The following is a 12,880-nucleotide window of genomic DNA, read 5'->3' as shown; positions in this document are numbered from 1 at the left end:
CACACCGAGAACCGGCCGATCGTGACGCCTACGGGCTATGAGCAATTCACCGGTGGAACATGCCGTGCGGCGGCACCTACCTGAAGAGTAGGATCAGATGCGCCACTCGCCAGAAGAGAACTGCGTATGTGACTATCAAGAGCGTGTGCCACAGACGCGGCAGCTTCGCATTAGATAAGCGGTGCATGCCATCTGCCAGATTGAGAAGCGCCAGCGCGACACCTACTGCAGCCACAACATAGCCGGTCGAACGAAAGTATAGGGGGCCAATCTGGCGGGGGTCGTGTTCGATCGCCTCCAGGCCCGCTGCGAGCACTAGCATCGCGACGACTAAGTTGCGCGCGTGCTCAAAGATCAGCCGAGACACGCCCTCTTCGAACAAGAGCTGTCGGATGCGATTTAGGCGATTTACGTCTGGCTGTGTCATGTATCAGCTCCAATAGTTGGCATTTGAAGCCACAGAACTTAGCGATAGAGTGACAAGTAGCCCGTCAATGCTGCCCCGCAGGCCAGTGTCGGTAGGGTCTGACGGCGACAGGGTTTCGGTCTTCGGATCTCCGTACCGCTTCTTGGGATCGCGGGCGCAAACGACCTCGCGAGTAGGATCCACGCGTCAACCGACCTGAACGCGACAGTTGCCACGTCCGACTTGGATCGAAAGCGGACATTAGCATCGCAATGGCGACCCCGGCGGGCGGAACGACCGCTATCGGCCAGAAGCGGACGTTCGTCAATGCCAGAAACAAGCTGAGCCGCGAGAGAGCTTGAATGAGTTCGGCCGCTTAGCACTCATCGGGACCGATCCCATGAATCGAAGCGCTGCGCGATAGTTGTCGATGACACGCTGCCGCTCCAACAGATCGGAACTCCAAGCATCAAAAGATCTGCGGCGATAACTCACCACGTGTCGCCCACCGCTTAGTCCACTCTCTACGTCGATCGTGATCGATCGGTCGTTCTCACGGTACTCTTCGGTGAAGCGCCCGCTCCGCTGGACCACAAAACCATCGGCGCTCTCGACCCCTTGCTTGTTGATCCAGCGGAAACTAGACATGCAGGACCCCCATTAGACGGACCTGTCGGTCCCGATATACGTCCAGCACACCGGCCGGCCTCAGCGAGTGACCCCGAACAGTGACGGCGAATGGCCGCTTTGGGTCGAAAGCGGACAGTAGCACCGCCGTCCTTTGGCCGCCGCGGGCGAAGACGGCTATCGGCCAATAGACGCGTCGCGGTCCGCGATCGATTCGGGCACTTCTTGGGCTCGCGCATTCGCCGAGCACCGCCCGGTGCGCGCACGAAACCGTAGGTGAAACGTCTTGTCTTGGCGATCGCGCACGCATGGGCTCGTTCGCCATCACCATGGCAATGGGCGGACTCTCTTCCGGGCCAGCCTGCCTCGGCCATGCCAATCTCTGTCGTCATGGTCGCTCGTACCCGTTGCAGCAGGACCCGTGGCTGGCCGGGCGGGCGCGATCAAGGCGTTCATCCGGATGGGGCCGGCACGGCCGGCCGGAGATCCGCCATGGATTGCGTCCGCGCTTCTGCGCTACTGCTCGCGCTGCTGCCAGTTGCCGTGTCTGCCCAGGACGACCGGACGAAGCAAGTTGACGCGCTGTTCGCAGATTACGCCAAGCCACTCACCCCCGGCTGTGCCGTGGGTGTCATGCAGGAGGGCAAGCCGGCCTACAGCCGCGGCTATGGACTGGCCAGCCTGGAGCTGGGCGTCCCGATCGATCCTGCGCGGACGGTCTTTGACGTCGCCTCGCTGGCCAAGCCATTCACCGCAATGAGCGTGCTGCTGCTGGAACAGGACGGCAAGCTGTCGGTGGACGACAGCATCCGCAAGCACGTTTCTGGGCTCCCCGAGGTGTTCCAGCCGGTAACCCTGCGGCATCTGCTTCACCACACGGGTGGCGCGGGCGATTACACGCCGGAGCTCGTGTTTGGCGGCGTCGGAATGGAGGACGTCGCCGGAGCAGACGACGTCATGCGCTTGCTGGCACGCCGCACCTCCCTAACGGCACCACCTGGTACCCGTTACGAGTACAGCAACACCGGCTACTTCCTGCTCGGCCGCGCCGTGGAATCGGTGAGCGGCAAAACACTCCCCGAGTTCGCGCGCGAACGCATCTTCAAACCGCTGGGCATGGAGCGCACCCGCTACCTCGAAAGTCGCACGGCCGTCATCCCTGGGCGTGCGTCGTCGTACTCCCCGGACGACAAGGGCGGCTACGCGCTCGTGTCGAGCAACTGGGAGATGTACGGCGACAGCTCGGTAATGAGTACGGCCGATGACATGCTGCGCTGGGCAGCAGGCCTGCATGTCGGAACGGTCGGCGGTGCAGAGCTCACGGCGGCGCTGCAAACGCGCGGCAAACTCAACGATGGCACGCAGATCAAAGCGGCACGTTCGGTCGCGATGGACATGTATCGTGGTCGGCCGATTGCGGTGTCGACTGGTGCGTGGGCAGGCTTCATTGCGAACCAGCTCCGTTTCCCTGAGGACGGTTTTGCGGTCATCACCCTGTGCAATCGATCCGACGCGGACGTCGAAGGTATCGGCCGAAAGGTTGCCGACATCTATCTGGCCGACCGCCTGTTACCGGTCACCGCCGATACAGGCCGTGCAGCAGGCCCAGTTCCCAGCGTCATCGGCACCTATGCCAATCTCGAGGAAGGCGCGGTCGGCACAGTGTCCGCTAAGGACAATGGCATTTGGTTCTCTGACGGTCGCTTCACAAACGGGCGCCTGACTGCAGTGGGCAAAGATCGCTATCAGATAGGCGACACGCCAAGTCGCCTGGCATTTGGCTTTGATGGCAGTACGCCGCGCACCGCAACTCTGTTGGTAGACGACTTCGTCGTCGAGATGGTTCCGGTGAAGGCGCCGTCTCTGACGCCGGCGGCGTTGAGCGAGTACGCCGGCAAATACACGAGCCACGCCATCGACGCCGAAGCGACAGTGGTAGTGCAGGACGGCAAGCTGGCATACACGGGGCGGCGCGTCCCACCAATTCCGTTCGCGCCTATCGCCCCCGACGCCTTCGTCGGGCCGGGGGATTCCATCATCCACTTCTCACGTGATGCATCGGGCAAGGTGGCAGGCTTCACCTTCGCCATGCAGCGGGTCGGCCGCATCTCGTTTGACCGACTAAAGGCTACGCCCTGATGCGCGACCGCACGCGGTGCGGTCAATGCCGAATCGCAAACTGCAATCAGTATTCCCGGCACGTCACCGTGTTACCGAGGGCATTGCAGGTCACGGTCTTCGGGCGGCTCTGCTCCATCCGACGCGCGGACTCACGCATGCTGTCGCCCATGATCTGGAGCGCCCGGGCGTTACGCTCGCGCCGCGCCTCACGCTCCGCCTGCTCGCGCGCGATCTCGTGCTCCATGTTGGCCACCCTCCACGCGCCGTTGTTGGCCTCGACCTCAGCCTGCTTTTCCGCGAAGCCCCTCAGGTTGGCCAGGCGCTCGGACGCCTTGGCGACGTAAGGAGCTGCCGGCGTGCAGTCGATCGCGCGGCGCGACATCTCACCTTCCATGCGCAGGCGGCTGCCGTAGTAGGTGTCCTGCCCGGACTCCTTCGCCATGTAGTAGGCGATGCAGATCTCGCTGTCGGGCACGGATTCGAGCGGTACCGCGGCGATGGCCGCCGCCGGCGCGAGTAGCGCGAGCGCGGCCGCATTGAAAGCTCGGAACATGTGGAGTCCCCCCTGTGATCAACAGATCCTACGGCAACCGCGGCCGCGTCAAACGTACCGCCGTGCGTAGGCAACGATCACCGCGTGCGCTGCCTCCAGGCGCTGCTGGCCAGCCCCTTCGGCAACCAGCTGCGCGATCACACCCGGCAGCGCCTCGAGCACCTCGCGCGCGCGCGCGGACGGTCTCAGTAACATAGCGCGCGCCGTATCCGGCGAGGTGGGCGAAATTGCCCAGTCCTCCTCGCTCACCGCAGACATTAGCAGCCCGGCTGCCGGACGTTAAGGCCGAGCAACGTCCGCCTTCGACTCGCCGGCAGCTTCTGACCGTTAGGGTCGCTGGCGCCCCTCAAGGTCCGCTAACGGCCAGGAGCGGACGTCACCTTTGGCCCTCGCAGGATAAACATCCTCGCGAAACTGGAGAGAGCGCCACCGAGGAAGAAGGCCGCCATTGAAGCAAGCGCCAGGACGCTCACCCAGAACGCTACGGGTGAAGCGGCGGCACTGTATGCATCAAGCTGACACCTGCGCCAGATGCAAGGCACGTAACCCAAGCTCATCGATTCGAGAACCCATAGCGCTGGGAATGCCGCGAAAAAGAGCAACCCGGTTCCTGCGAAAACAGCGTCCAGTCGGCGGCGGGGATTCGCATGACGCCGCCAGAACCCCCACCACGAGGCCACCGTGCCGGCTGCCATTACGAGCGCCAGAGAAATAATGGGAAAGAGCCCGATGTCCATGCGAGCAGACCTGTGAGTGTGGGCGCCATCGATGCCGGTGGCGGATGTCCGCTGTGGGTCGAAAGCGGTCATTGCGCCGAAACCACGCCCCCGTCCGAATTAGCTCCGCCGGCCAAGAGCGAACGTTCGTCAGCGTTTCAAGGCGAATCGGCATGGGATTGCGGAGTGGACCCTCCCTCTATGTCCGAAGGGGCCGGCTGCAAAGTTGTGTCTCGCTTCACTGCTTCAAACCACCTGGGCGCGACGCCCTTTGGTTGGCTCTGGCTTTTCTGGGTCTCTCAAGCGTACATACAAATGCGCGATCGGAGCCCCGTCCGGCGACGGCACCGTTTTGACTTCCAGGAAGCTCTGCTTGCGAACTAGTTCGCCCAACTTCGCGTAGCTGTAATTGCGCGGGTCGAACGATGGATGACTTTTGTTGGCGAGGCTGCCCACGGCAGACAACAAGGCCCACCCATCCTCGCGCGCAGCAGCAACAACGGCCGGAGCAAGAATGGCCTGTAGAGGCTCCACAGCTGTATCCGAGTGCGCCTTCTGCACGGCGGGCTCGCGCAGAATCTCGGTGTAGATAAACTTATCGCATGCTGCCACGAACGGCTTCGGCGTCTTTCGCTCACCGAAACCATAAACGGATAGACCTTGTTCCCGTACGCGCGTCGCCAAGCGGGTAAAGTCGCTGTCGGAGGAAACTAGGCAGAAGCCATCGACGCTGCCGGAGTGAAGCAGGTCCATCGCATCGATGATTAGCGCCGAGTCGGTCGCGTTCTTACCGACTGTGAAGCGAAACTGCTGGATTGGCTGGATAGCGAGGTTGTGAAGGGTCTCTTTCCATCCGGCCAAGTTCTGGGTCGTCCAATCTCCGTACGCTCGCTTGATCGTGGCAGTGCCGTAGCGCGCAACTTCGTTCAGCAGCTCTTGGGCGATCGCCGCCTGGGCGTTATCCGCGTCGATGAGCACGGCGAGCTTGGTGTTGGTCATAAGAGATCCCATGCCGACAACGAGTTGAGCCGCGCCGCGAAGCGACATCGGCTTGGACGAATTGTTAGGCTCTGCCTGAGCGCAGCAACGACGTTGCCGAGGCAAAGAGAAGCGGGACGCCAATAAGTCCCGAGATCAATGAGCCCAACACATAGTCACTGTCGTCCGCAATATGGATGGCGGCTACCATGCTCAATGCCGTAAGTACGACACCGAGTGCCAGCGGGATCGCTTTTATGAAGTTCTTGACGAATTCTTTCACCATGACCTCATTAGCGCTTGGGTTCTTACTTCGGACTCGACGTCGTCGATACGGGTCGAATGCTCGCGATCTTGGCTCTCGAGATCTGATATCTGCGACTCTAGCGTCGATATCCGATCCTCGAGATCATCGGAAGTATTGCCTTCGAGTGTCTCAATGCGGCTAGTCGCTTCCTCTGCTACTGCCAAAGCGTCTTCAGCTGTGCTGTTCGCAGCACTTGCAGAACTGGCAACCTTCGCAGCGCTACCGAGGAGCAACGAAATAGCTACAACTCCCAGCACCACCAACAGCGCCCTTTGATTTCCCGAATCTCTCAAGGTTGCTCCCCCCCCGCATCCTGACCACCGCAATGCTACTGCAGGATCAAACCTCCCAATAGACGGCCCCCCGTGGCTCCCGACGCGCCTCTGACGCGACACCCCAGCGATAGGGCGGTCCCGGAGTAGCTTGAAGTCTATGCGGGTGGATCCAGCGAACAAGCCGACGTCTAACCATGCCCGGCGGATCGCGTCAGACGCCTGCCCAACGACCGCTATCGGCCAGAAGCGGACACCACGCGATCAACGTTCATGGCTTCCGCTGCCGCCGGACCAGCCGGGTGAGCGCCTTGGCGTGACGCCCCACGGTGGGGTCGGCCCGGAGTTCCTTCAACGCCATGACAGCGACGGGGCGCGTTGAACTCGCCAGGTATAAAAGTAGCGGCGCCCGATGCTCACCCAAACCAGGATCGCGCGCTAACTGGACGATCTCGCCAACGTGTTCATCGCCCGCGACAGCCGTCAGCGCAACAGCGGCCAAGTAGCGCACGCCCGGTGAAAGGACTTCGCCATCTTGGAGAAGCAACACCAGTTCCGCCCAGAACGGCGCTGCCACCGGCGAAGCCAGCGGACGCAGAATCGCGTCCTTGATCGGATCCGCATACTCAGAGCGCTTCGCATGGGCTAGGAGCACCGGAACCGCGGCGGCTGGAACCTCGCAAACGTCCTGCAGGCTGGAAACATTCCACCCGATATCACGCAGATCACGTAGTAGAGGCTGCGCCGCTTCGTTCCACGAGGTCCACTGCGCTTCGCGTTGACGTGCTAAACGAGCGATCCTGGCTCTGTGCTCCGGATCGGCCGCCAGCTCCTCCATCAGCTCCGCTGCTGTTTTGCGATCAACCATCAGGCAGCCCCACAGGGGTTATGGCAACGCGCGCTTCCAGGACCCGATGTCCGCTTTGGGTCGAAAGCGGACGTTAGCAGCCCGGCTGCCGGGCGTCCCGGCCGAACGTCCGCCATCGGCCAGAAGCGGACATTACAGCTAGGGGAACAGGCGAACCGGCCGCCCCGATACCTTCCCGTGTTCTTCGCTGCCCTGCATATGGGTGAAGTTGTAAGTGCCGGCGAATTCATTGTCGGACAGCTCGCCTGCGTACATCGGGTAGGCATCGCACAATGCCGTCGACAGAAGAACATGGAGATTGCGTCCGTCGATCACGTAAGCCAGAGCGCGGAGCTTGCCTGTGTTCCCACTGACGATCTCCAGCTTCCTCCAGTCGCCCGACAAGCAAGCGTGCTGGGGAGCATCAGTGACGCGTACGACGAACGATTCCACGACTGCGCCGTCCTTGCCGGTGGTCACGAACTCCCAGTCCACTCCCGCGCGCCAAGCGTCCGGCGTCGGCTCCGACGCCAGCTTCTGATAGTGCGCTTGCCTGGAGTCAAAGGTCTCGCGCCCGCGTTCCGATGACAGCCCGCCATGAATGGAACACCCGGACAACCCGAAGACGCCTACGAGCAACAGCGACAAGATCATCCGCATGGAAGAGCTCACATTGAGGCGCAGCAAGATAATGGTCGGCCGCGGGTGGATGACCGCTTTGGGTCGAAAGCGGACATTAGCACCGCGTCCAAGGGCTCGCCCAGCCGAACGTCCGCTATTAGCCAGAAGCGGACTCCGGCCTATCCGCGTGCAATCGCCGCTTCGCTGCGAAGTTTGTAAAGGCCCAGGATGGTGTCGAGGAAGTCCCTGCCGAGGACCGCCGCGACTGGCACCGCGTAGGAGTTGATGCTCGTCGACACACGGTAATGGGCGACGATCTCGAGTCGGGTCATTCCCTCCGACGTCGGCGTGAGGTTGAAGGTCGTGTCGCGAAGGTCGAAGTATCGGCCGCCGATGGCGACGTGCTCGTCCATGGAGCCTTCGGGAAACGAGCGATCGTCGAACACATAACGCCACGTGATGGATTCGTTTTCCTTCCGCGCCGTAACGAAACCGCGGAAGTTGACGCCGCGCTCCCATCGCGAGAAACGAACCTCTCCATCCTGCGTCCGCACATTGATGCCTTCGAGTGGCTTCGGCACGCCGATCATGTGGGTCAGGCTCAGCGGGAGTTCTTCCGGTTCGATGGCGCGAGCGGTCAGAATCTGACTCCAGATTGTCGCCGGTGAAGCATCGACGATGACGTGGCGACGCAGTTCAACGGTCCGCTCCGGCAGGGGCGCATGCCCTTCGCCAATGAGCATCAGAAGCGGCAGCACCGCGACAGCGCTCATGCGCGACGATGCGCCGGGGACAAAGTGCAGTGCGACGCCCATAAGCACGCCACCAAGGCTGGCCACCACCAGGAACAGCGGCGCCATCAATGCCAGGCAGATGGACCCTTCCAGCAGTGTGATTGCGCACCCCAACAGCATTAACCCGATGCCGGCCCACGGTGCGAAGATTAGGAAAGGCACGGTCCGACGTTCCGGCGGTGCACCGATGACTGTAAGCGCGCCAACGACGAACGGCGTACCAAACATGAAGCCGATCGACATCGGACCCTCCATGCTCCCCGGAAGTGCGCCGAACACCACGCGCAGGATCACCCCTAGCGCCGCCCCCGCGATGACCCACCACCACCATCGGGGCGGGTGGCCCGCTTCTATGGTCTTCCCGCTCTCATCGTCCATTACGAGTCTTCCCCCTTGTGTCCCCGCTGGATTGTAGGGCGCACGTGTCCCTGCCGCTCTGACCCCAACGCGTGCGTCCGCTATCGGCCAGAAGCAGACATTGCCGAACGGCTCCTTCTCCACACCAGCGCTTCGAGAAGAATGATGGCCAGCGCTTGCATTGCTCCGCATATCGTCAGCCATACCAGCTGACCGTGAGCGCTGGCCGCAAGAAATTCCGGCGAACGCTCGACCGCTACTGGGAGCGTCAGGGACGAAGGCATGCTCAGGAACAGAAGAAGCAGCTCCGGGGTGAGATGCTCGACACCCGAGCGGAGCATTGTCACATCTGCGTACCACGCCCATGCGATCGCAAGGCCGATAGCAACTGCGTACAAACGGGAAGCCGCTTTAGTTACATGCATCGCGATGCGCAAGGCCGACGTCCGCTTTGGGTCGAAAGCGGACATTAGCAGCCCGGCTGCCAGGCGTCCCGGCCGAACGTCCGCTATCGGCCAGGAGCGGACACTGGGCCGTTGGCGGGATACACGGTCGTCACCGACCAGCGGTCGAACGACGCCGCTGTCCAATGCGAAGCAAGCTGACCCCAATAAACGCCAACAGGGAACCGACCAAGACGTTCACGGCCCCCACGACGACTCGATGTGCCAGCGGAGCCGTTGATGCAATCACCTCAGACGGGATGCTGCCTTTGCCCGGGGAGACAAGCTGTCCGGTTTCCAGAAAATACCACCCGACGAACGCAAAAAAGGCCAGCGCGACGATGAGGCAGAGAGCGCCAAGAAGGTCGTACGCCACACTTGTTGCGGCGGGCGAGAACTTGGCGAAGAGATACAAGAGAAATGGCATGGCCAGGGCCGAAGTTATGACCACTAGCACGGCTGCCTCTGTCACTGGGTCCCTCCTGCCAAGACCCAACGTCTGCTTTGGGTCGAAAGCGGACATTACCACCGCCGAAGCGGGCTGGTCGGCCGAACGTCCGCTATCGGCCAGGAGCGGACGCCCGTGGATCAGCCGCAGCCGATCGAGGCCCCTCCATCTCCATTCGGCGTCAGGCAGGTTGTTTCACCGCCTCGCTCGAAGTAATAGACGCGCGGACACAGGAATTCGCCGCCTCGCAGGGTCGTGAGTTCGACTCGGGAGAGATGTTTCGCCGCATGGAGGCGGACTGCGTATGAATCCGAGCACCGCACCGCACCCGCCGCGGTGACGATGAGACTCAGGACGACGCCGGCGCACGCTAGCGTGAGCGACGCCCATAACGTGGCCTGGCTCCTGCGCGACATGCGATACGTGGCCGCGCCGGTCAAAAGCGGAATCGCGAAGATCGCCGCATAGGCAAGAGCGTAGTGCAATGGCATAGGTGGCTTCCTGCCTTGGGCGCCGTATGGCGCACGTCCGCTTTGGGTCGAAAGCGGACGTTAGCAGCCCGGCTGCCGGACCGTCGCGGCCGAACGTCTGCGCAACGGACTGCTGTGCCAGCCCTTCGGCCCGGAACTGGCCGGACAGGGTTTCCATGTCGCGTGGGCGCAGGCGCGCGATGCGGATCCCGACATCGCCACACGATCACTCGGCCAATGGTGATTCTCCGATGGCCATGCACGAGCAGGCACAGAGCCGTAATTGCCCGCTGCGACTACGAACAGCACTCTTCTCTGATCGCTGAGCTGATCAAGCGCTCGCGCGAACTGGCCAAACTCGGGGGGATGATTGGCTGCCCGTGAAGCGAAGGAACAGTTCCATACACGGACCTCGGGATGCCGTTGTAGCGTGTCCGCTATTCGAGCAAGTAGCGCCCCTTCACTCACAACACCACTAGACAGCACGGTGGAGTCGAGCAGGCGAGCCGACTCGAGCGGAAAGAGCTCGCTCCCGTCATTGAGGGCTCTACTCGCCGCAATGAGCCCGCCCACAAACGTGCCATGGAGATGATCAGTATCCGGCGGCACCTCGTAGATGACTCGATTCACCAAGTAGGGATCAAGGGCAGGCGAATCGATGCCGGAGTCAAAAACCCCAACAGTCGGTGCGCCTTCTACTGGCGGAACAATTTCGGGAAAGCTTGCACCTTGCACCACTTTGAAGGATTGCGGCGCGAATCCTCGCGGAGCCTCATACTCCGGCTCAACCGAAATGTGCCTGACTTCGGGAATTGACGATAGGGCAATAAGCTGCTCTTTTGTGGACGCTCTGGCGTAAAGGATTGTCGACCCTGCGATCGGCATCGATTGTTCGATTGCGACGACCTCGCCAAGCTCATTGGCCAGCGCCCGACTCGGACCGCCCTCTGTGTCGGCCCACGGGAAAAGCTCGATGGCGACGCGCTTCCCTGCATCCAGCGCCGCGAGCGCACTTTCGATCTCGGCCCGAGCACCTTCCTCGCTTGCGCCAAAAATGCTTTCTACGGTCCATGCGCGGAAGTGTGCAACTGTGGAGATCGCGAATAGCCCGCCTTTCGTTTCGTCCTCGCGAATCCGGCGCTGCAGTTGCGTAATAGACTCTGGAGTGACCTGCGAAATTAGTTCTCCGATGCGACCAGCGCCGACAACCGGAGCGCCGTGTGCCTCGAGATAGTCGTTAGGCCGGTTGGATTTTGCTAGCGCGTCGGGCTTGAGTTTGACAACAAGCGCGGCTGACCTGCCCTGTCGCGCACCAAGGGGAAGTGCACTCTTCGCGGCTTCGAGTTCTGCAATCAGGCGATCGCGAACTGCCGCTGTGACGGGCGCGAGGGGCGGCTTCGACTTCCCGCCTCCGGTCTTCCGTAGATAGTCAGCTGGCGTCCCCAGCACTCGAATGATGGGCTTCTCCAGATCGCTCATCGCCTTCCCCTAGCACTTTGCGCACCTGCCTGGCGCTGAGGGCGAACGTATCCTCAATTGTTCTCCATGTGAAGACCTTGGGTTCGGCACGTCGCAGTTGCCTGATCTCTTCCTCGATCGACATGTCTCCGACACTTGTGGCGAGTCGTCTAATGCGAAATAGCGAACGCAGCGCCTCGGGCAAGGTCAGATTATTCCTACGCGAAAGTACGACTTTTCTGAGGATGTCGTAGCACGCAGCTTGGATCGCAGCAGCACTCATGCCCTCAGAGTTGCGAACTAGGTACTCGACTTCGTCGCCCTCCGGAAGGTACGACCCTAGCCACCGCGACCACATCTTCTCTCTCAATGCTTCACTCGGGAGGCCTAGCTGGCAGAGAAACGCAAAACGCCGCCAAACCGCGCGGTCTAGAAGTTCCGCGTGATTCGTCGCAGCGATAACGACCGTCTCAGAAGGAAGCGCGTCAAGATTTTGCAGGAGCGCAATTACAACTCGCTGTAGTTCGCCCACGTCGCCTTCACTAGATCGGGACTTTGCGAGAGCGTCGAATTCATCCAAGAAGAGCACACAGGGGCGGCTCGCCGCGTGGTCGAAAACCACCCGAAGGTTCTTGCCCGTCTGACCCAGCAAAGACGACACGAGGGTGTCGCACCTGACCGTCAAAAGCGGCAATTGGAGTTCGTCGGCCAGGTACCTTGCGCCGAGCGTTTTTCCGCAGCCTGGCGGTCCGAAAAACAGCAGCCGCGGAGCGATAGCAACTCCTGCGAGTCTCAGCTCATCAAAACGTTGCACTGATTCGATGAATTCGGCAAGCCGCGCTTCGACACTCGGCTCGAACACTGGGGGCAGGTCCAGTGACACGCTTTCTTCGTCGACGAGCGCAAGTTGGCTTTCTCGCTCAACCGGTAAGGAGGACGGCGCGACACCTACTCCGGGGCGGGGGACCAAAGCAAGCCGGTCGCGAATTAACCGCGCCTCCCGTGGCAAGCCATCAGCCTCTAGTTTCGAAGCGAGAAGGTCGGCGTAGCGGGCGGACTGCTGAGGATTGTGCCGAAGTGCGCCGTCTAGAATCTTGAGGACTTCGGAAACGTACATACCTTTCGCTCCGCTCACGTTAATGGCGGATTCTAGTACGCTTTTCTTCGTTCTGCTGACGCTTTTTGTGCTCATGGGTACGCTCCTGCGCTCCATGCTCCACAACGCCGATGTCACCGGGTGAGACGCACCGCCGAGTAGGCGCCAATCGGCCAGCTCGGCATAGGGTGATATTTGGGTGACCTTAGGGTGACGGGGCAACTCACCGCCACATAAGTCCTTGAAAAGATGGTCGGGACGGCCGGATTCGAACCGACGACCCTCCGCCACCCAGGCAGATGCGGTTCCGACCGCACCGTTCCCATTGCTGCTGGTAGTAGCCGGGGCCCCAAGGCCCCGGCTACT

13 protein-coding genes are annotated in these 12,880 nt (G+C 61.6%); 1 reads left to right on the top strand and 12 read right to left on the bottom strand.

Annotation, left to right across the window (positions count from 1 at the left end; translation table 11 throughout):
* Window positions 1-730 precede the first annotated feature (730 nt).
* Entirely contained in the window at window positions 731-1,054 is a 324-nt protein-coding gene (locus GOY17_RS02445; protein ID WP_157029173.1) for a hypothetical protein, read from the bottom strand.
* A gap of 471 nt (window positions 1,055-1,525) precedes the next feature.
* Between GOY17_RS02445 and GOY17_RS02440 the strand changes: the two genes are divergently transcribed.
* Window positions 1,526-3,172: a serine hydrolase domain-containing protein gene (locus GOY17_RS02440; protein ID WP_198173785.1), complete on the top strand. Its 1,647-nt coding sequence runs from the start codon at window positions 1,526-1,528 to the stop codon at window positions 3,170-3,172.
* Between the two features lie 46 nt (window positions 3,173-3,218).
* On the opposite strand, the gene GOY17_RS02435 is transcribed toward GOY17_RS02440, so the two are convergent.
* The 11 genes from GOY17_RS02435 to GOY17_RS02385 all read right to left on the bottom strand — a co-directional run bounded on the left by GOY17_RS02435 (window position 3,219) and on the right by GOY17_RS02385 (window position 12,610).
* Complete coding sequence (locus tag GOY17_RS02435) at window positions 3,219-3,707, bottom strand: hypothetical protein (RefSeq protein ID WP_157029170.1); 489 nt, start codon at window positions 3,705-3,707, stop codon at window positions 3,219-3,221.
* Between the two features lie 962 nt (window positions 3,708-4,669).
* Window positions 4,670-5,422: an NYN domain-containing protein gene (locus GOY17_RS02430; RefSeq protein WP_198173784.1), complete on the bottom strand. Its 753-nt coding sequence runs from the start codon at window positions 5,420-5,422 to the stop codon at window positions 4,670-4,672.
* A 64-nt stretch (window positions 5,423-5,486) separates the two neighbouring features.
* Entirely contained in the window at window positions 5,487-5,684 is a 198-nt protein-coding gene (locus GOY17_RS02425; protein WP_157029169.1) for a hypothetical protein, read from the bottom strand.
* Window positions 5,685-6,251: 567 nt separating this feature from the next.
* On the bottom strand, window positions 6,252-6,848 hold the full coding sequence (locus GOY17_RS02420) for a hypothetical protein (RefSeq protein ID WP_157029167.1): 597 nt from the start codon (window positions 6,846-6,848) through the stop codon (window positions 6,252-6,254).
* 138 nt (window positions 6,849-6,986) lie between these two features.
* The gene (locus tag GOY17_RS02415; RefSeq protein WP_157029166.1) at window positions 6,987-7,487 is read right to left on the bottom strand and encodes a hypothetical protein; all 501 of its coding nucleotides are present in this window, start codon (window positions 7,485-7,487) and stop codon (window positions 6,987-6,989) included.
* A gap of 140 nt (window positions 7,488-7,627) precedes the next feature.
* Complete coding sequence (locus tag GOY17_RS02410; protein WP_157029164.1) at window positions 7,628-8,620, bottom strand: SRPBCC family protein; 993 nt, start codon at window positions 8,618-8,620, stop codon at window positions 7,628-7,630.
* Window positions 8,621-8,700: 80 nt separating this feature from the next.
* Entirely contained in the window at window positions 8,701-9,069 is a 369-nt protein-coding gene (locus tag GOY17_RS02405; protein ID WP_157029162.1) for a hypothetical protein, read from the bottom strand.
* Window positions 9,070-9,154: 85 nt separating this feature from the next.
* Window positions 9,155-9,565 carry a hypothetical protein gene (locus GOY17_RS02400; RefSeq protein ID WP_157029160.1) on the bottom strand — a complete coding sequence of 137 codons (411 nt, stop codon included), beginning with the start codon at window positions 9,563-9,565 and terminating at the stop codon, window positions 9,155-9,157.
* A 65-nt stretch (window positions 9,566-9,630) separates the two neighbouring features.
* Window positions 9,631-9,981 carry a hypothetical protein gene (locus GOY17_RS02395; protein WP_157029159.1) on the bottom strand — a complete coding sequence of 117 codons (351 nt, stop codon included), beginning with the start codon at window positions 9,979-9,981 and terminating at the stop codon, window positions 9,631-9,633.
* A 60-nt stretch (window positions 9,982-10,041) separates the two neighbouring features.
* On the bottom strand, window positions 10,042-11,439 hold the full coding sequence (locus GOY17_RS02390; protein ID WP_157029158.1) for a S8 family serine peptidase: 1,398 nt from the start codon (window positions 11,437-11,439) through the stop codon (window positions 10,042-10,044).
* Window positions 11,390-12,610 (bottom strand): AAA family ATPase, encoded by a 1,221-nt coding sequence (locus GOY17_RS02385; RefSeq protein WP_198173783.1) that lies wholly within the window; start codon window positions 12,608-12,610, stop codon window positions 11,390-11,392. The genes GOY17_RS02390 and GOY17_RS02385 overlap by 50 nt, the downstream gene beginning before the upstream one ends.
* Window positions 12,611-12,880: the final 270 nt, after the last annotated feature.

This window comes from Lysobacter soli (assembly GCF_009755585.1).
GTDB classification, from domain to species: domain Bacteria; phylum Pseudomonadota; class Gammaproteobacteria; order Xanthomonadales; family Xanthomonadaceae; genus Lysobacter_J; species Lysobacter_J soli.
Note: the sequence above shows the minus strand (reverse complement) of the source record. Positions and strands in the feature narration are given on the sequence as shown.